The sequence below is a fragment of the Corynebacterium yonathiae genome (genome assembly GCF_027570195.1).
GTDB classification, from domain to species: Bacteria; Actinomycetota; Actinomycetes; order Mycobacteriales; family Mycobacteriaceae; genus Corynebacterium; species Corynebacterium yonathiae.
This window is the reverse complement of record NZ_JAKMUZ010000004.1, coordinates 120467-139909: the sequence shown is the minus strand read 5'-3', so window position 1 is coordinate 139909 and position 19443 is coordinate 120467. Positions and strand designations below refer to the sequence as shown.

Below are 19443 nucleotides of genomic sequence, written 5' to 3'. Positions count from 1 at the left end.
ACATGTATCCAAGGCCACGCCCTACAAATGCCGTGGTCAGCTTTTCATGCCGCGCATGCTTTGCTAGGGTTGACAAAGTTATGGAGGTGCGCGTTAAGCGCCCTATTAGATTTAGTTCTCAAGGAGGGTTAGCTGTGAGCGATGAGCAGCAGCCGAAGAATTCGGGTGCACCGCGCCCGACCGGTAAGCGTCAGCTCTCTGGTGCGGCTACCACGTCCTCCGCGGACTACGCCGATAAGCACGTCGTCCGCGTAGAGGATAAGAACCACGATTCCACCCCAGGCGGCGGGGTAGCTGCCTTCCCGGGCGAGGTGGCATCTGAATTGAAGAAGGTGGTGTGGCCTACCGCTAAGGAAATGCTGCAGTACACCCTCATCACCTTTGCGTTCCTCATCGTGCTGACCGCTCTGGTGTGGGGCGTTGATACGCTGACCGGTCTCGGAGTTGAGCAGGTCCTCTCTGATTAGTAAGATAGCCACATAATCTTTTATCCCGCTGTTTCCGCTGAAGGAACGGCGGGATACTTTTTGCCCATACGCGGGCGGGTAGGCTGGTCCTACACAACGCGCCGAGGAATTTTGGAGTAAGAATCATGAGCGACGAGAATAACGTCGAAACCGTAGGCACCTCCCTAGAGGAGGCCATGCAGTCCAACGTGCAGGAGCAGGCCGCAGAGCATGCTAGCTCCGTAGAAGAGGCCCAGCAGGAGGACACCTCCGCCGCCGCTGCGGCAGCTGAACAAGCGGCAGGTTCCTCCGCGGCTGAGGACGAGTCTGCGGAGGCGGCCGAGGCAGAAGCACCGGCAGAACCAGCAGCTGCAGCCGACGCTGAGGGCGCAGCCGCAGAATCCGGCGAGGAAGAGTCCGAGGATGCCGCCTACCGTAAGCGCCTGCGCGCCTTCACCCGCGAGCTGAAGAAGCAGCCAGGCCAGTGGTACATCATCCAGTGCTACTCCGGCTATGAAAACAAAGTGAAGACCAACCTGGATATGCGCGCCCAGACCCTCGAGGTGGAAGATTCCATCTTCGAGGTCGTTGTTCCCATCGAGCAGGTGCTCGAGAACAAAGACGGCAAGAAGAAGATTGTGAAGCGCAAGCTTCTGCCGGGCTACGTCCTGGTTCGCGCTGAGCTTAACGACGCCGCATGGTCCGTCATCCGCGAAACCCCCGGCGTGACCTCCTTCGTGGGCAACGAAGGCAATGCCACCCCAGTGAAAACCCGCGATGTGGCTAAGTTCCTGATGCCAAACGAGGCACCGTCTACCAAGGGCGATGCCGCACCAAACCAGGCAGAAGGCGAGCAGGTCGTGGATATGCCGGAGAAGGAAGTGGCCAAGAAGTACGCGCACGACTTCGAGGTGGGCGAGGCAGTGACCATCCTGTCCGGTCCGCTGGCTGCCGTATCCGCCACCATCTCCGAGATCGACCCGGAGACCGGCAAGATGCAGGGCCTGGTGTCCATCTTTGGCCGCGAGACCCCAGTGGAGCTATCGCCGACCGAGATCGAGCGCGTCTCCTAAAAAGTGATTTTGTGCAGGGCGCACGGTGTTCTAAACTGGAACGCCGTGCGCCTTTGGCGTATGTACAAGAAAACGTTTCATCCTCCGGTGGCCCACTGAAGGTGAGCATCCGGACGGGATCCCGTTATTCATCGTGGCGGCTATCCCGGTAACACAGGAAAGAGGTAATTCGATGGCTCCTAAGAAGAAGGTATCCGGCTTCATCAAGCTGCAGATCGAGGCAGGCGCCGCTAACCCGGCACCGCCAGTTGGCCCGGCACTGGGTGCCCACGGCGTCAACATCATGGAGTTCTGCAAGGCTTATAACGCCGCTACCGAGAACCAGCGTGGCAACGTGGTTCCGGTTGAGATCACCGTCTACGAGGACCGTTCCTTCGACTTCAAGCTGAAGACCCCGCCGGCAGCTAAGCTGCTGCTCAAGGCCGCTGGCATCAAGAAGGGCTCCGGCGTCCCACACACCGACAAGGTCGGCTCTGTGTCTTGGGATCAGTGCAAGGAAATCGCAGAGACCAAGTTTGCGGACCTGAACGCACGTGATATCGAGAACGGTGCCCGCATCATCGCCGGTACCGCCCGCTCCATGGGCATCACCGTTGATGGCGCACCGGAGAAGTAAAAACTTTATGTGGTAGGGCCAGCTACGGCCCGCCAAACACCACACCAATCCAGAAAAGGAATTGTTAAATGAGCACCAAGTCTAAGGCTTATAAGGCCGCTGCGGAACTGGTAGATAAGTCCCGCCTGTACCGTCCGATCGAAGCCACCAAGCTGGCCAAGGAGACCTCCTCCAAGAACTTCGACGCCACCGTTGACGTTGTCTTCCGCTTGGGCGTTGACCCGCGCAAGGCTGACCAGCTGGTTCGCGGCACCGTTTCCCTGCCTAACGGCACTGGTAAGGACGTTCGCGTTGCTGTCTTCGCAGAAGGCGAGAAGGCTACCGCCGCCCAGGAAGCTGGCGCTGACATCGTTGGCACCGCTGAACTGATCGAGCAGATCAACGAGGGCAACATCGACTTTGACGTTGCTATCGCTACCCCGGATCAGATGGCCAAGGTTGGCCGCGTTGCCCGCGTCTTGGGTCCACGTGGTCTGATGCCGAACCCGAAGACCGGCACCGTTACTGCAGACGTTGCTAAGGCAATCTCTGAGGTAAAGGGCGGCAAGATCTCCTTCCGCGTTGATAAGGCTGCTAACCTGCACGCCATCATCGGCAAGGCTTCCTTCGATGCAGAGAAGCTGGCTGAGAACTACGGCGCCCTCATGGATGAGATCCAGCGCCTGAAGCCTTCCTCCGCAAAGGGCATCTACATCAAGCGCGCCACCATCTCCACCACCTCCGGCCCGGGCATCCCAGTTGACGGTTCCGTGGTCAAGGATTACACCGCTTAAGCAGTTATCACGTACTGCGTTTAAGGTTAAAGGGCTTCGAGGAATTCCTCGGAGCCCTTTTTCTATGTCTCGAGCCACTAGTAGTTATGTGGCATCAATATCGTCTGGCACCCATTCGCCGCCGTCGTAGTAGACGTTTCGAGCCAAGGGGATCTGGTGGGAAGCAGACTCTAGGATATGCATAAAATATCCGGCAGTATTGGGAATGGCGAGGGTATCTCCTACGGCAATGCCCGCCGGGAAGTCCAGCTCACGGCGCAGAATAACCTCGTCTTCAATGCAATAGGCGCCGACTACAAAGCCGGTACACGGCTCGCGGGAGATTTCCTTTGCTGAGCCGGCCGTAGGCACTAGGAGAGGGTCCAAAAGTATGTCATCCGCGGCGGTGCGGCACTGAGTGCGATTCATCGCAACGCCGATAAGAGGCAGGCCATCAGAGCGTTCTTTGAGAAAATTCACCTCGGCGAGGATGACACCACAGCCGTCGAGGAGGCTGCGGCCCGGTTCTAGATGGAGGGCGATGTCTCGCTCGCGCAGGGCAGCACCGGCATTACCGTAGCCGGGGACCTCACCGGAGAGAAGCCGGTTCAGCCACTGACCGCGCGTCGGCTCCTGCCAGAAGGGGTAAGTATTGGAGAGCGGATCCGATTTCCAGGTAAAGGGGGCGCCGGTACCAGCGCGCTGGGCGGAGATGCGCGCTGTGTAGTTTTCCCATTGCTCGCGGGATTCTAGATAACTCATGGGCACGCCGCCGCCGATATCAATGAAACTAGCGGGTTGGTGCATTGCGCGTAAGTGCTCGACTAGGGCAATGGCTTCAGCCAGGGCGGTTCGGCGGTCGGCCTCGCTATAGCCATGCAGGTGAACGTGGACACCCACAACACGAAGATCCGCGGGCCACTCCGTTTCCTGCCATATAGGCAGCCTTTCCCCGAAACGGGTGGGTGGTAAAGCCTCTGGATCTGGAGCGAGGCGCGGCGCCACGCGGGCGGTGGTTTCTAAAGCTCGCGCGATTGCGGCGATGCGGCCGCATTCTGCGCGAGAATCGCACGAGATAGTAACGCCACGCGAAACCGCGAGGCGGAGCAAACCATCGGTTTTGATAGCCGCGCTGAGGATGATGCGCTCTGGGGCTACATCGCGCTCGAGCACTTGGCGTAGCTCGTTATCACTGGCCACATCCACGCCGAGTCCGCTCTCGCGAGCGGCGTCGACAAAGCACAGCGCCTTATTGGCTTTGCGGGCGAAAAATACTCGGGTTTTCACGTTATGGGAAGCACCGGCATTTAGTAGCTCTTGGGCATTGTGGCGTAGCGGCGCTGGATTCAGCACGTTTACTGGAGAGCCATAGCGCGAGGTGAGTGCGCTAACTTCTTGTGGGTTCTCCACGAGCTCTTGCATCCACTGCTCCCATCGGGCACGCAGCGGGACGGTGCCATGGACTGGCAGTGGGGAAACGGGAGGGGTGGTCATGGGTTTCCTACTTTCTCCGCCCAGCGGGGGATGTCATCGTGTACTAAACGGTTAAGAGAGTCATGCCCGGGCAGGAAGAGCTCATTCATGCGGCCAATTTCCACCACACCAGGAACGTCATGGAAGGGGGAGGGGGTGGCTTGGGGAGCAACGGTGGCGTCAATAAGTAGGTCTACGCCGCCGTTCTCCCGCCAGGAATCTATTTGTTCCGGCGTTCTTAGATATTGGGTATCCACCACCCCGGAGTGGATTAGCTCGAGCAGGCGCCTGGCAGTGACCGGCGGCGGACCAAAGGACACGCGCTCGAGGGTGCGTGAGAGCTCGCGGAACCCGGGCATTGGGCCGTGTGCCTTGTGCCAATCGACGCAGTCTTGGAAAACCCCACGAAACGCCGCGCCCACGGCGGTGGCCGGCGTCAGGGGACCAGTGCCTTCGGCCGCTCGTAGGGAAGCCTCGAGCTCAGCGACCGTATCGCCAGTGAAATCCTGGCCATCAATAACGGCTGCTAGTTCGGCCCTAGAGAAGTCACCGAACTCGGCTGCGGCCCCAATGAGGATCTCGCGCAAGTCTCCAGCGTTAGTGATTTGCGCGCAGGCCTGCCGCCACCGCGTCGACACCTCCGGCAGCGGTGTCTCCGGAGAGGGCTTTACCTCCATAAAACGCCCGCTGCGGCTAACCGGATAAATGACCTCGGCGGTATCGCCATAAAGCAGGCACACATCGATAAAGCTTAAGGCAGCACCGCGTACGCCGATTCGCCGTGGCGCGCTAGGTAGATCGGCGCCGAAATAGAGACCAGTGACTGGCACACGCGAAGATTCCTGCACCAACGAACCAGCATGCATATGGCCGTGGCCCGTGCAAACCAAAACGTCGTCGAAGGGAGAGCCGTCGACCACGAAGCCTTCTCCATCGCTGCTCACTTCGCTCACCCGGTGCGGCAGATGGCGGATGCGAACGTGCGTCGGCGCGCGATGCAACGCGGCGGACCAAGTATCGGCGAGGAATTGGCCCACTTCGGCGCGCGGTGGGAAGGCATCGGTCGTGTCCCCACCGCGGCGGGAGCGCCATGCGTTGAAATCATCGTGGGCGGTGGTGACGACGGAACAATTGACGTTGAGGCGCCAGAGCGGCGGCTGCTGCGGGCGGTAGACAGCGCCTGCACCGGCCGGATAAGGATCGAAAACCGTGACATCGATGGGGATGCGAGCGCGCTCGATAAGTTCCTCTACGGCCCAGAGGCCGCGCGGGCCACCGCCGATGATGGCAATGCGTCGGGCGAGCCTAGAAGAAGTCACTGCGCCATCTCCTCGCCGCGCGCGGCAAGTTCAGCGGGGGAAATGCCGAAGTTTTCGCATACCCAGGAATCGTTATAGATAGTGTCGAGGTAAGGCTGGCCGGCGTCGTGTAGCACGGCAACCACCTCCGCCCCTGCCGGCAGGGAGGGTGCGAGGCGTTGGAAGGCCGCGATGACAGCACCGCCGGAAGCACCCGGCAGCAAACCCTCGGCTCGGGCGAGCTTGCGGGCGGCAACGATGGCATCGAGATCGGGGACCCGCTCGACGGAAGAGGGCGAAAATTTGGTGGATAGATCGGTCACGATTCCTGCGCCATAGCCGGGCAGCATGCGGGTGCCACGCTCACCGCCAAAAAGCACGGAGCCTTCTGCATCAACGCCGATTGTTTGGGTGTCAGCCCCCAGCTCGGAAAGCTTGCGTACACAACCACCAAGGGTTCCGGTGGTACTCATAGCCACGAGCACATGGCTGGGTGCCTGCCCGAGTTGATCCAGGATCTCAGACATAGTGCCCTCCGCGTGGGCATGGAAGGCGGCTTCATTGGAATACTGGTTGAGGTTGAAAGAATCGGGGATCTCTTCCAAAAGCTCGGCCACGCGGGTGCGACGGGCGGTGAGCCAATCGCCGGTTTCGGGATCTGGGTGGTCGAGCAATTCCACGTGTGCGCCATAGGCGCGCATGGTGGCCACCGTGGAGGCGTTGACGCGTGGGTCCACCACGCAGTGGAACTTCATCCCCTGCAGTGGGGCCTGGCGAGCTAGAGCCATGCCCAGGTTGCCGGAGGAAGATTCCACCAACGTCGACCCTGGGCGAATATAGCCGGCGGCAAGGGCCGCCTGGATGAGCGCTCGGGCGGTACGGTCCTTTGCAGAACCGCCGAGGTTGAACTGCTCGAGTTTGAGGTAGAGGTGGACATCCGGCCGGGGATTGATCGCCTCCACCCGCATGAGTGGGGTATTGCCAATGGGCGGGTGCGCTTGAGAGTGAATCCTAGGGCTCCTCATTGGCCCCATGGTAGACCTTTGCTTCCACCTTTTCCGCCCGCTTAGTCCTTGATTTCCGCATAGGCGTCGAGGGCTGCTTGGCGCGACTGCTGCAAGTCCACGATGGGTGGGGCAGATAGTGCGGGTGCCCAACGGCGCACATATTCATCCTCAGGGTCGAAGCGCTTGGCCTGGGTTTCTGGGTTGAAGATGCGAAAGAAGGGGGCGGCGTCGTCGCCGCAGCCAGCCACCCACTGCCAGTTGAACGGATTGGAAGCAGCATCGGCATCCACCAGCGTGTCCCAGAACCATTCCTCGCCTAGGCGCCAGTGAATGCCCAGGTTTTTGGTGAGGAAGGAACCCACCACCATGCGCACGCGGTTGTGCATATAGCCGGTGGCCCATAGCTCGCGCATTCCGGCGTCGACAAGCGGAATGCCCGTAGTGCCGGCCTGCCAATCCTTAAGCCGTGGGTCATCCCAGGACCAAGCAAAGCGGTTGAATTTCTCCCGCACGTTTTGGGTAGCGAGGTTGGGCAGGTGGTAGAGGCGGTGCCAGGCAAAGTCGCGCCATAGTAGCTCGGAGTGGAACTTGGCGGCCTCCGGCTCCTCGGCCGCGGCGAACCACACCTCCCGCGGCGAGACCTCGCCGAAGCGCAGGTGCGGCGAGAGTAGGGAGGTGGCATTAAGCGCGGGGATATCGCGCTCCTCGGCGTAGTTGGCTAGGTCCAGCTGGGCCATTCGTTCCCGCGCCCCGGCTTCGCCGGGCGTCCAGTGCGCGGCCAGCGACGCGGCCCACGCCGGCTCGGTGGGCTTGGGCCAGGAGCAGGCAATGCTTGCCGACGCCCCCATCTCCGGAACTCCCTCCGGCACTTCCTCTGGTTCATCGCCCGCAACTTGGGAGGCTGCTGCCTTGGAGAAGGGAGTAAAGACCTTATAGGGCTGGCCCTGGTCATTGTTTACCTCCCAGGGTTCGACCAGGGTGAAGCCGGGCGAAGAAGTGGCGGTAATGCCTCGGGCGGTAAGGGTTTCCTTGACCGCGGCATAAACCTCGCGCAGCGGGCCGTGGTAGCGGCGCGTCCACGTGACGGTAGTGGCACCGAGCTCGAGGGCCAGGCAGGGAATCGTTTCGCGGGCGTCACCGGCGGCGCGAATGAGTTCTACGCTGTGCTCGGCAAGGTCGTGCGCGAGGGCATAAAGCGAGCGTTCACGCCACCACATGGTCGCACCGCCCAACGGCCGGGTGCCTGGGTAGGCAGGTTCATCAAGGAAGACGGCGACCAAAGGGGCATCGTCTAGCGCCGCTGCCTGGGCCGCACAGGAAAGGGCCTGGTTATCGTGTAGGCGCAGGTCATCGCGAAACCACATCAGGCAGGTCATGGCGGCCATCCTACGCGGCGAAAACATGGATTTGGAGAAAACACAGTCGGGAAGGTAGTGTTTTCCACGAAGTTTGAACGGTCGCTTCAGGCCGAGTCAAAGTTCACCGAAGACCGTTGGTCATCCATTTGGATCGAAGGTTCTCCATCCTAGGAGGCGGCCCACGCAGGAGACACTTTGCGATTAATCGCGGCATTCTCTTATGTCGCGCGCCCTGTGCTCTTGCACGGGGCTTTTGTTGTTTCGGGAGACCGAAACAAGGAAGGTCCCGGCGGAATAATAAAAGAGATGTTTTGGAAGGAGGCGAGAGACAATGGCAAACCCAAAGAACACTGCAGACCTGGCAGAGCTGAAGGAGAAGCTGGCTGGCGCTAACTCTGTTGTATTGACCGAGTACCGCGGCCTGACCGTATCCCAGCTGCAGGAACTGCGTAACGATCTGGGATTTGACGTTGAATACTCCGTCGCCAAGAACACCCTTTTCAAGATCGCTGCCAAGGAAGCTGGCATCGAGGGTCTTGATGATTTGCTGACTGGCCCGACCGCAATTGCGTTCATCAAGGGCGAGGCAGTGGATGCTGCGAAGGTCATCACCAAGTTCGCTGATGACAACAAGGCACTCATCATCAAGGGTGGCTACATGGACGGCAACGCACTGTCTGCCGACCAGGTTGAGGCCATCGCCAAGCTGGACAACCGCGAGACCACCCTCGCAAAGCTGGTTGGCGCTATGAAGGGTTCTATGGCGAAGGCAGCCGCTCTCTTCAACGCTCCTGCAACCAAGGCTGTACGCACCGTCGCAGCTCTGCAGGACAAGAAGGAAGCAGAAGCTTAAGTCGTCACAAAAGACGCACAATTACAACACCGTGTGCGCGGCCTAAATCACGCGCAGCGCACACACAACACAGAAAGGACTTGCCATCATGGCTAAGCTCACCAAGGACGAGCTCATTGAAGCTTTCAAGGAAATGACCCTCATCGAACTGTCCGAGTTCGTTAAGGAATTTGAAGAGGTATTCGACGTTGAGGCTGCTGCTCCGGTTGCTGCTGTTGCAGCTGGCGCTCCGGCTGAGGGCGGCGCTGCTGCTGCTGAGGAGAAGACCGAGTTCGACGTCGTTCTGACCGACGCTGGCGCTAAGAAGATTGGCGTTATTAAGGCTGTTCGCGAGATCGTCTCCGGCCTGGGCCTGAAGGAAGCTAAGGAAATGGTCGAGGGTGCTCCTAAGGCTATCCTCGAGGGCGCTTCCAAGGACGACGCTGATGCTGCTAAGGCTAAGCTGGAAGAGGCTGGTGCTTCCGTCGAGCTCAAGTAATTTCACTGAGCTTTACGCTTTCAAATCCCCACTCTTACCGCTGCGTGCGGTGGGAGCTGGGGGTTTCCTCGTTTTATGCGTCGGAGAATCAGTAGAGAGCCTAGAAAGCAATCCGGCGTGGCGGGGTGGCCTGTAGAAACCAGGAATTTCCGCTAAGGGCTGTAGAATTAGCCCCCATGCTGCCTAAGTCCCGCATTTTTTCCGTCCTGCTCCTAGGCCTCGGTGTCGCACTGATTGCCGCCGGTGTTGTGGCGCCGGCATTTTTGGATTTCTCCCCGCGGCTGCCGCTGAACCTGAAAAACAGCACCTGGACATTGCATGATGATTCCGCGGATTCCCAGCAATTGTCCAAGGATGGTTCCGCGCCGTATTCAGGCCCCATGACTTACCAAATCAACATGGATATCCAGGAGCCCTCGGATGAAGAGAAGGCTACGGTGCGCATCGGTGAGACGCGTATGCGCGGCGAGGGCGAAGGCTTAAACGACTTGAGCCAGGCCCAAGTGTGGACCTATACCGTGGACCGTTTGAGCGGTGAGGCAGCGGGGGAGGCCTCGTTGAGCCATACGCTCGCGACTCCATCGGACACGGTGACCATAGACGGCTACTGGCTCAAGTTCCCCGCGGATGCCGAAAAGACCAACTACCCGGTCTTCGACCCGACGCTGCGCAAGGCCGTCGATGCGGTCTTTGAAGAAGAGACGACGATGGACGGTCGCACGGTCTACCGTTATCACCAAGAGATTGAGCCGACGAATGTCGCGCAGCTCTACGCGGCCGATGGCAATACCACCAGCCTGCCGAAAGAGGACGGCGGAGAGGAACAGGGCTACCTGACCCACTCCGGCAGCCGCGACTTCTACGTGGACCAACAAACCGGCCTTGTAGTGGGCATGGATGTGGATATTGATGACTACTACGCGGACCGTGAGGGAGTCGGCCGCGAGCGCGCCTTCGTCTTTAATGGCTCAACTTCCGAGGAGGACCAATCGGCGCTGCTGGAGGAGGCGAAGGATTTTCCGCGCGACCACGTAGCAGAGATTATTCGGTGGGTTGCCATCGGCCTCGGCGCGGTCTTGGTCTTGCTCGGAATCATTGGCGCACTGGGCCTATTCGGCGGCAAAAATAAGCATGCGCGCACACGCCATAACCGTGGGCGCATCGGTGGCACCGCGGTGCCATCCGGCCGCTAAAAGCCCAGTTAAAAAGCTGCATTGTCACTAGGTTTGCGGTCTGGCGAGATTTTAGTGGTAGGGTGCTCACTGGTTGTCGCGCATAGAGTCGCGGCATGGACGCATTAGCGCCGCGGCGAGCACGAGCTTGCCCCCTAGTGCGGTAGCGACACGCCCCAAGAGTGGTGTGTCTTTACAAGACAGGTACTTTCCTATAAGCTGTTTCGTTGCGCTGGAATCTGGATCTTCGGTGCACATTTAGCCTTTCAGGCCGGTGATGGCAAAACCGACTTGACAAGGTGATTTTGTGCATTCTGAACCCAGACACTCCACAGCAGACCGAATGCTAGAATTACCAGCGGTTTTGCGGCTCGTCGGCCAGGGCGAGCTGGCAATCCGCGTGAGGTGCTGGAAGGACCCATCTTGGCAGTCTCCCGCCAGACCAAGTCAGTGGCCAATATCCCCGGAGCCCCGAAGCGATACTCGTTTGCAAAAATTAGCGAGCCCATCGCTCTGCCGGGTCTCCTTGACGTACAACTTGATTCCTTTGCTTGGCTCGTTGGCGCGCCGGAGTGGCGCGAGCGCGAGCAGGCTGAGCGCGGCGATGATTCCCGCGTGACGAGCGGCCTCGAGGACATCCTCGAAGAGCTCTCGCCGATTGAGGACTACTCGGGCAATATGTCCCTGTCCTTGTCGGAGCCGCGCTTTGAACCGGTGAAGAACACCGTGGATGAGTGCAAGGAAAAGGACATCAACTACTCCGCGCCGCTGTACGTGACCGCAGAGTTTATTAATAACGACACCCAAGAGATTAAGTCGCAGACCGTCTTCATCGGCGATTTCCCGATCATGACGGATATGGGCACGTTCATCGTGAACGGTACCGAGCGCGTCGTCGTGTCTCAGCTAGTGCGCTCCCCGGGCGTCTACTTCGATCGCTCGATCGATAAGTCCACCGAGCGCCCGCTGCACTCCGTGAAGGTTATTCCTTCCCGCGGTGCATGGTTGGAGTTCGACGTCGACAAGCGCGACACCGTCGGCGTGCGCATTGACCGCAAGCGCCGCCAGCCGGTAACCGTGCTGCTTAAGGCACTGGGCTGGAGCGAGGAGCAGATCAGGGATCGCTTCGGCTTCTCCGAGCTCATGATGTCCACCCTGGAGTCTGACGGTGTAGCGAACACCGATGAGGCACTGCTGGAGATTTACCGCAAGCAGCGCCCAGGCGAGCAGCCCACCCGCGAGCTAGCTCAGTCCTTGCTGGATAACTCCTTTTTCCGTGCAAAGCGTTACGACCTGGCTAAGGTCGGCCGCTACAAGGTCAACCGCAAGCTGGGGCTCGGCGGCGACCACGATGGTCTGATGACCCTGACCGAGGAAGACATTGCCGTCACCCTCGAGTACCTGGTCCGCCTGCACGTAGGCGAGCGCGAGATGAAGGCACCGAACGGTGAGATGATCTCCCTGCACACGGATGACATCGACCACTTTGGTAACCGCCGCTTGCGCACCGTAGGCGAGCTCATTCAGAACCAGGTCCGCGTGGGCCTGTCCCGCATGGAGCGCGTTGTGCGCGAGCGTATGACCACCCAGGACGCGGAGTCTATCACTCCGACCTCCCTGATTAACGTGCGCCCGGTTTCTGCTGCTATCCGCGAGTTCTTTGGTACCTCGCAGCTGTCCCAGTTCATGGACCACAACAACTCGCTGTCCGGCCTGACCCACAAGCGTCGCCTGTCCGCGCTGGGCCCGGGCGGTCTGTCCCGTGAGCGCGCCGGCATTGAGGTGCGAGACGTTCACGCTTCTCACTACGGCCGTATGTGCCCGATTGAGACTCCCGAGGGCCCGAACATTGGCCTGATTGGTGCGCTGGCATCCTATGCCCGTGTGAACGCCTTCGGCTTCATCGAGACCCCGTACCGCAAGGTTGTGGACGGCAAGATCACCGACCAGGTGGAGTACCTCACCGCTGATGAAGAGGACCGCTTCGCTATTGCTCAGGCTGAGGTCGAGCAGGACGCAGAGGGCAACCTCACCGGCGAGCGTATTGAGGTCCGCCTGAAGGATGGCGATATTGGACTTACCGATGCCTCCGGTGTGGACTACGTTGACGTCTCCCCGCGCCAGATGGTTTCCGTGGGTACCGCCATGATTCCGTTCTTGGAGCACGACGATGCTAACCGTGCCCTGATGGGTGCGAACATGCAGAAGCAGGCAGTGCCGCTGGTTCGCTCCGAGGCTCCGTTGGTAGGTACCGGTATGGAGCAGCGTGCTGCTTATGACGCTGGCGACGTTGTTATCACCCCGAAGGCCGGTGTGGTTGAGAACGTTACCGCTGATGTCATCACCATCATGGATGATGAGGGCCAGCGCGATACCTATGTGCTGCGCAAGTTCGAGCGCACCAACCAGGGCACCAACTACAACCAGACCCCGCTGGTATCCATGGGTGAGCGCGTAGAGGCCGGCCAGGTTCTGGCCGATGGCCCTGGTACCCACAATGGTGAGATGTCCCTTGGCCGCAACCTGCTGGTTGCCTTCATGCCATGGGAAGGCCACAACTACGAGGACGCCATCATCCTCAACCAGCGCATCGTAGAAGAGGACATCTTGACCTCCGTCCACATCGAAGAGCACGAGATTGATGCTCGCGATACCAAGCTGGGCGCTGAGGAAATTACCCGCGAGATCCCGAACGTCTCTGAGGACGTATTGAGCGATCTGGACGAGCGCGGCATCATCCGCATCGGTGCCGACGTCCGCGCTGGTGACATCCTGGTGGGTAAGGTCACCCCGAAGGGTGAGACCGAGCTGACCCCGGAGGAGCGCCTGCTGCGCGCCATCTTCGGTGAGAAAGCCCGCGAGGTCCGTGATACCTCCATGAAGGTGCCGCACGGTGAGGTAGGCAAGGTCATCGGCGTTGCCCGTTTCTCCCGCGATGATGATGACGATCTGGCCCCTGGCGTCAACGAGATGATTCGCGTCTACGTGGCCCAGAAGCGCAAGATCCAGGACGGCGATAAGATGGCCGGCCGCCACGGCAACAAGGGCGTTGTGGGCAAGATTCTGCCGCCAGAGGATATGCCGTTCATGGAAGACGGCACCCCGGTAGATATCCTGCTGAACACCCACGGTGTGCCGCGTCGTATGAACATTGGCCAGGTCCTCGAGGTCCACTTGGGCTGGTTGGCACACGCCGGTTGGAAGGTCGACACCGAGGATCCGAAGAACGCCGATCTGCTCAAGACCCTGCCGGAGGAGCTCTATGACGTTCCTGCGGATTCCTTGACCGCGACCCCGGTCTTCGACGGTGCTACCAACCACGAGATCGAGCGCCTGCTGGCTTCCTCCCGTCCTAACCGGGACGGCGATGTGCTGGTGGATGAGCATGGCAAGGCCACGCTTTTCGATGGCCGCTCGGGCGAACCGTACAAGTACCCGATTTCGGTCGGCTACATGTACATGCTCAAGCTGCACCACTTGGTCGATGAGAAGATTCACGCCCGTTCCACCGGTCCTTACTCCATGATTACCCAGCAGCCGCTGGGCGGTAAGGCCCAGTTCGGTGGCCAGCGCTTCGGCGAGATGGAGGTGTGGGCAATGCAGGCATACGGCGCTGCCTACACGCTGCAGGAGCTGCTGACCATCAAGTCCGATGACGTCGTTGGCCGCGTGAAGGTCTACGAAGCCATTGTTAAGGGCGACAATATTCCAGATCCGGGCATCCCTGAGTCCTTCAAGGTGTTGCTCAAGGAGCTGCAGTCCCTGTGCCTGAACGTGGAAGTTCTTTCCACCGACGGCACGCCGATGGAGCTGTCTGGCTCTGATGACGATGACATGGATAGCCCATCGCTTGGCATTAACCTGTCCCGCGATGAGGGTTCTTCCGCTGACATCGCCTAATTAGTTTCTTGGTCCACCGCGGGGTAAGTCCCCGCGGTAGGGCATAAACGTTCCATTCATACAAAGCCATCAATTCCTCGACAACGAGGATGAAAGGGAGACATTACGTGTTTGACGTAAATCTCTTCGACGAGCTCCGCATCGGTCTGGCCACCGCAGACGATATTCGTCGCTGGTCCAAGGGCGAGGTCAAAAAGCCTGAGACCATTAACTACCGCACCCTGAAGCCGGAGAAGGACGGCCTCTTCTGCGAGCGCATCTTCGGCCCCACCCGTGACTGGGAGTGCGCTTGTGGCAAGTACAAGCGCGTCCGCTACAAGGGCATCATCTGTGAGCGCTGTGGCGTTGAGGTGACCAAGTCCAAGGTTCGTCGTGAGCGCATGGGCCACATTGAGCTGGCCGCTCCGGTGACCCACATCTGGTACTTCAAGGGCGTTCCTTCCCGCCTGGGCTACCTGCTGGACCTGGCTCCGAAGGACCTCGAGCGCATCATTTACTTCGCCGCCAATATCATCACCTCCGTGGATGAAGAGGCTCGCCACAACGATCAGTCCACCCTGGAAGCAGAGATGCTTCTGGAGAAGAAGGACGTTGAGGACGATACCGAGTCCGAGATCGCCGAGCGCGCCTCCAAGCTGGAGTCTGACCTGGCTGAGCTCGAAGCAGCTGGTGCTAAGGCAGATGCCCGCAAGAAGGTAAAGAATGCTGCCGATAAGGAAATGCAGCACATCCGCGAGCGCGGCGAGCGCGAAATCGCCCGCCTGGATGAAATCTGGAATACCTTCATCAAGCTGGCTCCGAAGCAGATGATCATCGATGAGACCATCTACGAAGAGCTGGTTGACCGCTATGAGGATTACTTCACCGGCGGAATGGGTGCAGAAGCCATCCAGACCCTGGTCCGCAACTTCGACCTCGAAGCTGAGGCCGAGGAGCTGCGCGAGATCATCAATAATGGCAAGGGCCAGAAGAAGATGCGCGCCCTCAAGCGCCTGAAGGTCGTTGCTGCCTTCCTGCGCTCTGGCAACGATCCGGCCGGCATGGTGCTCGATGCCATCCCGGTTATCCCTCCAGAGTTGCGCCCGATGGTGCAGCTGGACGGTGGCCGCTTTGCTACCTCTGACCTGAACGATCTCTACCGCCGCGTAATCAACCGCAATAACCGTTTGAAGCGCATGATCGACCTGGGCGCCCCAGAGATCATCGTGAACAACGAGAAGCGCATGCTGCAGGAGTCTGTAGACGCGCTCTTCGATAACGGCCGCCGCGGCCGTCCGGTTACCGGTCCGGGCAACCGTCCGCTGAAGTCCCTGTCTGACTTGCTCAAGGGCAAGCAGGGCCGCTTCCGCCAGAACCTGCTGGGTAAGCGCGTGGACTACTCCGGCCGTTCCGTTATTATCGTTGGTCCGCAGCTGAAGCTGCACGAGTGTGGTCTGCCGAAGCTCATGGCACTCGAGCTATTCAAGCCATTCGTCATGAAGCGCTTGGTAGAAAACGACTACGCCCAGAACATTAAGTCCGCCAAGCGCATGGTCGAGCGCCAGCGCCCAGAGGTGTGGGACGTTCTGGAGCAGGCCATTTCCGAGCACCCAGTGATGCTCAACCGTGCACCTACGCTGCACCGCCTGGGTATTCAGGCCTTCGAGCCGAAGCTGGTTGAGGGCAAGGCTATTCAGCTGCACCCGCTGGCTTGTGAGGCGTTCAACGCTGACTTCGACGGCGACCAGATGGCAGTCCACCTGCCGCTATCCGCTGAGGCGCAGGCTGAGGCCCGTGTCCTAATGCTGGCGTCCAATAACATTCTGTCCCCGGCATCCGGTAAGCCGCTGGCTATGCCGCGTCTGGATATGGTTACCGGCCTGTACTACCTGACCATGGACAAGTCCGAGGACGAGATCGGTGGCAATGGCCGCTTCCATGAGGCAGAAGAGGACAAGCCAGCAACCGGCGTCTTCTCCTCCTATGCCGAGGCTCTCATGGCCTATGACCGCGGCACCGTTGGTCTGCAGGCTCCGATTAAGGTTCGCATCGATCACCTTCGCCCGCCGAAGGAGATCGAGGAGGAGCAGTTCCCAGATGGCTGGACCAAGGGCCAGGCATGGATGGGCTACACCACCATTGGCCGCGTCATGTTCAACGAGCTGCTGCCATGGAACTACCCGTACCTAGAGGGCATCATGGTCCGTAAGGGCGGCGGCTCCGGCAATAAGGTCCTCATCGGTGACGTGGTCAATGACTTGGCCAATAAGTACCCGATGATCACCGTGGCTCAGGTGCTGGACAACATGAAGGACGCCGGCTTCTACTGGGCAACCCGTTCCGGCGTGACCATCACCATGTCTGACGTTCTGGTTCTGCCGAATAAGACCGAGATCCTCGAGTCTTATGAGAAGGAAGCAGAGCGCATCGAGCGCAAGTACTGGGAGCAGGGTGCTCTGACCGAGCGCGAGCGCTACGATCGCCTGGTTGAGTTGTGGAAGGACGCTACTGACACCGTCGGTGAGGCCGTCGAGAACATGTACCCGGACCACAATCCGATTCCGATGATTGTGAAGTCTGGTGCGGCCGGTAACATGCGTCAGATCTGGACGCTGGCCGGTATGAAGGGCATGGTTGTGAACTCGCACGGTGATTACATCACCCGTCCGATTAAGACCTCCTTCCGTGAAGGCCTGTCCGTGCTGGAGTACTTCAATAACTCCCACGGTTCTCGTAAGGGTCTGGCCGATACCGCGCTGCGTACCGCTGACTCCGGCTACCTCACCCGTCGTCTGGTGGACGTGGCCCAGGACGTCATCGTCCGCGAAGAGGACTGTGGCACCCGCCAGGGTGTTCGCGTCCCCATCGGCGAGGTATCCGGCGACAAGGTGGTTCTCTCCGAGCTGTGGGAGACCTCTGCATCTGGCCGCGTTCTCGCAACCGATGTCAAGGACGACAACGGTGAGGTCGTGGCCGAGGCTGGCTCCGACCTCACTGAAGAGCTCACCCAGAAGCTGCTTGACGCTAAGGTCACCGATGTCAAGGTTCGCTCCGTGCTGACCTGCCAGACCCCGGCTGGCGTGTGTGCCAAGTGCTACGGTAAGTCCATGGCTTCCGGCCAGCTGGTCGATATCGGCGAGGCCGTCGGCATCGTGGCGGCGCAGTCCATTGGTGAGCCGGGTACCCAGCTGACCATGCGTACGTTCCACCAGGGTGGTGTCGGTGGCGATATTACCGGCGGTCTGCCGCGTGTTCAGGAGCTCTTCGAGGCCCGTAACCCGAAGAACCGCGCTCCTATCGCCTCCGTTGACGGCACCGTTTCCCTGTCCGATGAGGGCAACTTCTGGACCCTGACCATCACTCCGGATGACGGTTCTGATGACGTGGTCTATGAGAAGCTCTCCAAGCGTCAGGGCCTGGCTCAGGTCCGTCGCCCGATGGAGTCCAACCCGGATGCGATGATCGAGCGTTCCCTCAAGGACGGCGACCACGTCGAGACCGGTGACCGACTGATGCGTGGTGCGGCTGATCCGCACGACGTGCTCGAGGTTCTCGGCCGCCGTGGCGTGGAGCAGCACCTCATCAATGAGGTTCAGGCTGTGTACCGTACGCAGGGTGTGTCTATCCACGATAAGCACATCGAGATCATCATCCGCCAGATGCTGCGTCGTGGCACCGTCATCGATGCAGGTACCACGGACTTGTTGCCGGGTAACCTCATCGACCTCTCTGAGGCTAAGCAGCTCAATGCTGCCCAGGTCGCAGAAGGCGGCGAGCCGGCTCAGCTGCGCTCGGAGATCATGGGTATTACCAAGGCTTCCTTGGCTACCGAGTCCTGGCTGTCCGCTGCATCGTTCCAGGAGACCACTCGCGTGCTTACCGATGCCGCTATTAACAAGCGCTCCGATAAGCTCATCGGCCTCAAGGAGAACGTGATTATCGGTAAGCTCATCCCGGCCGGTACCGGTATTTCCCGTTACCGCAATATCTCCGTCAAGCCGACCGAGGCTGCACGCAATGCTGCATACTCGATTCCGACTTACGGCGATTCCATCTACGGTGATGACGGCTTCGGTGAATTCACCGGCGCCTCCGTCCCGCTGGATGAGGATTTCACTTTCTAGCGTGCAGCTGAATCTGCGTTAACGCGGGATATTGATGGCCCCGCCTTTCTGAATGACAGGAAGGCGGGGCTGTTTCCATGTTTAGGGTGTACCGCTAAACTGCTCTGCTAGTATGAATGCAGCTTTTGGCAAGGCGCCTTTAAGGGAGCGCTGCCTAAGTAGTTGAAAAATACACACATCACGGGTGCTTGTCCGCTGCCCAAGGGCTGTTGCGACGGGCTGAGATGCCGCCACATGCGCGGTGAACCGTAGAACCTGATCCGGATAATGCCGGCGAGAGGGAGGAAAATAATGTCTACTACACGTGCGTCCGCTGCCCCGAAGCGCGGTTTGAATTGGCGCGTAGTCGATATCGTGGTTGCATCCGTTCTGGGTGTAGCCTGCGGCTTTGTATTTTTGGGTTGGAACGCAGTGGGCTACGCCTGGTTCCAAGCTATGGATGCTATTACCCCGGGATTGGGCGGTATAGCCACCGGCATTTGGCTCATTGGTGGCGTGCTGGGTGGCCTTATCATCCGCAAGCCAGGTGCAGCTGTATACGTTGAGGTCTTAGCGGCCACCGTGTCCGCAGTGCTGGGTTCCCAGTGGGGCCCTGAAACCCTGTATTCCGGCTTTGCACAAGGGCTAGGCGTGGAAATCATCCTGGCGATCTTCCTGTACCGCAAGTTTGGCTTTGGAGTTTCGGTATTAGCCGGCATGGCGGCTGGCTGGGGTGCTTTTATTCTCGAGCTATTCCTTTCCGGTAACTTGGCTCGCTCCTTCGAGTTCCAAATGATCTATTTGGTTACGCTGACTATCTCTGGTGCTATCCTCGCCGGCGCTTTGGGCTACTTTGTGGTGAAGGCGCTAGCGAAGACAGGCGCTTTGGACCGCTTCGCCGCAGGCCGTGAACAACGCGCTTAGGGCGTGTAGGC

14 protein-coding genes are annotated in these 19443 nt (G+C 59.7%); 10 read left to right on the top strand and 4 right to left on the bottom strand.

Going from position 1 to position 19443, the window contains the following annotated elements; translation table 11 throughout:
* Window positions 1-134 precede the first annotated feature (134 nt).
* The 4 genes from secE to rplA all read left to right on the top strand — a co-directional run bounded on the left by secE (window position 135) and on the right by rplA (window position 2908).
* A complete protein-coding gene (secE, locus tag L8V22_RS03360; RefSeq protein WP_238800441.1) occupies window positions 135-467 on the top strand; it encodes a preprotein translocase subunit SecE in 333 nt (110 codons plus the stop codon).
* 125 nt (window positions 468-592) lie between these two features.
* The gene (gene nusG / locus L8V22_RS03355) at window positions 593-1519 is read left to right on the top strand and encodes a transcription termination/antitermination protein NusG (protein ID WP_238800440.1); all 927 of its coding nucleotides are present in this window, start codon (window positions 593-595) and stop codon (window positions 1517-1519) included.
* 172 nt (window positions 1520-1691) lie between these two features.
* Complete coding sequence (gene rplK, locus L8V22_RS03350; RefSeq protein ID WP_005327961.1) at window positions 1692-2135, top strand: 50S ribosomal protein L11; 444 nt, start codon at window positions 1692-1694, stop codon at window positions 2133-2135.
* A gap of 68 nt (window positions 2136-2203) precedes the next feature.
* Window positions 2204-2908 carry a 50S ribosomal protein L1 gene (gene rplA / locus L8V22_RS03345; RefSeq protein ID WP_005322897.1) on the top strand — a complete coding sequence of 235 codons (705 nt, stop codon included), beginning with the start codon at window positions 2204-2206 and terminating at the stop codon, window positions 2906-2908.
* 84 nt (window positions 2909-2992) lie between these two features.
* On the opposite strand, the gene L8V22_RS03340 is transcribed toward rplA, so the two are convergent.
* From L8V22_RS03340 to L8V22_RS03325, 4 genes are read right to left on the bottom strand one after another with little or no spacing between them, the layout of a single operon-like run.
* A complete protein-coding gene (locus L8V22_RS03340) occupies window positions 2993-4381 on the bottom strand; it encodes a type III PLP-dependent enzyme domain-containing protein (protein ID WP_238800439.1) in 1389 nt (462 codons plus the stop codon).
* Complete coding sequence (locus tag L8V22_RS03335) at window positions 4378-5679, bottom strand: FAD/NAD(P)-binding protein (RefSeq protein ID WP_238800437.1); 1302 nt, start codon at window positions 5677-5679, stop codon at window positions 4378-4380. The genes L8V22_RS03340 and L8V22_RS03335 overlap by 4 nt, the downstream gene beginning before the upstream one ends.
* Window positions 5676-6692 carry a pyridoxal-phosphate dependent enzyme gene (locus L8V22_RS03330; protein ID WP_238800433.1) on the bottom strand — a complete coding sequence of 339 codons (1017 nt, stop codon included), beginning with the start codon at window positions 6690-6692 and terminating at the stop codon, window positions 5676-5678. The genes L8V22_RS03335 and L8V22_RS03330 overlap by 4 nt, the downstream gene beginning before the upstream one ends.
* A 32-nt stretch (window positions 6693-6724) precedes the next feature.
* On the bottom strand, window positions 6725-8041 hold the full coding sequence (locus L8V22_RS03325; protein WP_238800432.1) for a cryptochrome/photolyase family protein: 1317 nt from the start codon (window positions 8039-8041) through the stop codon (window positions 6725-6727).
* Window positions 8042-8354: 313 nt separating this feature from the next.
* Between L8V22_RS03325 and rplJ the strand changes: the two genes are divergently transcribed.
* The 6 genes from rplJ to L8V22_RS03295 all read left to right on the top strand — a co-directional run bounded on the left by rplJ (window position 8355) and on the right by L8V22_RS03295 (window position 19432).
* A complete protein-coding gene (gene rplJ, locus L8V22_RS03320; RefSeq protein WP_238800430.1) occupies window positions 8355-8876 on the top strand; it encodes a 50S ribosomal protein L10 in 522 nt (173 codons plus the stop codon).
* A gap of 88 nt (window positions 8877-8964) precedes the next feature.
* A complete protein-coding gene (rplL, locus tag L8V22_RS03315; protein ID WP_238800428.1) occupies window positions 8965-9354 on the top strand; it encodes a 50S ribosomal protein L7/L12 in 390 nt (129 codons plus the stop codon).
* A gap of 176 nt (window positions 9355-9530) precedes the next feature.
* Entirely contained in the window at window positions 9531-10547 is a 1017-nt protein-coding gene (gene pgfA / locus L8V22_RS03310; protein WP_238800426.1) for a cell envelope lipid trafficking protein PgfA, read from the top strand.
* A 384-nt stretch (window positions 10548-10931) separates the two neighbouring features.
* On the top strand, window positions 10932-14426 hold the full coding sequence (gene rpoB, locus L8V22_RS03305; protein ID WP_238800425.1) for a DNA-directed RNA polymerase subunit beta: 3495 nt from the start codon (window positions 10932-10934) through the stop codon (window positions 14424-14426).
* Window positions 14427-14533: 107 nt separating this feature from the next.
* The gene (locus tag L8V22_RS03300) at window positions 14534-18529 is read left to right on the top strand and encodes a DNA-directed RNA polymerase subunit beta' (RefSeq protein WP_269966394.1); all 3996 of its coding nucleotides are present in this window, start codon (window positions 14534-14536) and stop codon (window positions 18527-18529) included.
* A gap of 291 nt (window positions 18530-18820) precedes the next feature.
* Window positions 18821-19432: an ECF transporter S component gene (locus tag L8V22_RS03295; RefSeq protein ID WP_238800421.1), complete on the top strand. Its 612-nt coding sequence runs from the start codon at window positions 18821-18823 to the stop codon at window positions 19430-19432.
* The last annotated feature ends 11 nt before the right edge of the window (window positions 19433-19443 follow it).

Bases quoted from the DNA above. Each gene is read 5' to 3' on its own strand.
- nusG (WP_238800440.1), top strand. From the start codon at position 593: ATGAGCGACGAGAATAACGTCGAAACCGTAGGCACCTCCCTAGAGGAG.
- rplK (WP_005327961.1), top strand. From the start codon at position 1,692: ATGGCTCCTAAGAAGAAGGTATCCGGCTTCATCAAGCTGCAGATCGAG.
- rplA (WP_005322897.1), top strand. From the start codon at position 2,204: ATGAGCACCAAGTCTAAGGCTTATAAGGCCGCTGCGGAACTGGTAGAT.
- L8V22_RS03340 (WP_238800439.1), bottom strand. From the start codon at position 4,381: ATGACCACCCCTCCCGTTTCCCCACTGCCAGTCCATGGCACCGTCCCG.
- L8V22_RS03330 (WP_238800433.1), bottom strand. From the start codon at position 6,692: ATGGGGCCAATGAGGAGCCCTAGGATTCACTCTCAAGCGCACCCGCCC.
- L8V22_RS03325 (WP_238800432.1), bottom strand. From the start codon at position 8,041: ATGACCTGCCTGATGTGGTTTCGCGATGACCTGCGCCTACACGATAAC.
- rplJ (WP_238800430.1), top strand. From the start codon at position 8,355: ATGGCAAACCCAAAGAACACTGCAGACCTGGCAGAGCTGAAGGAGAAG.
- rplL (WP_238800428.1), top strand. From the start codon at position 8,965: ATGGCTAAGCTCACCAAGGACGAGCTCATTGAAGCTTTCAAGGAAATG.
- pgfA (WP_238800426.1), top strand. From the start codon at position 9,531: ATGCTGCCTAAGTCCCGCATTTTTTCCGTCCTGCTCCTAGGCCTCGGT.
- L8V22_RS03295 (WP_238800421.1), top strand. From the start codon at position 18,821: ATGTCTACTACACGTGCGTCCGCTGCCCCGAAGCGCGGTTTGAATTGG.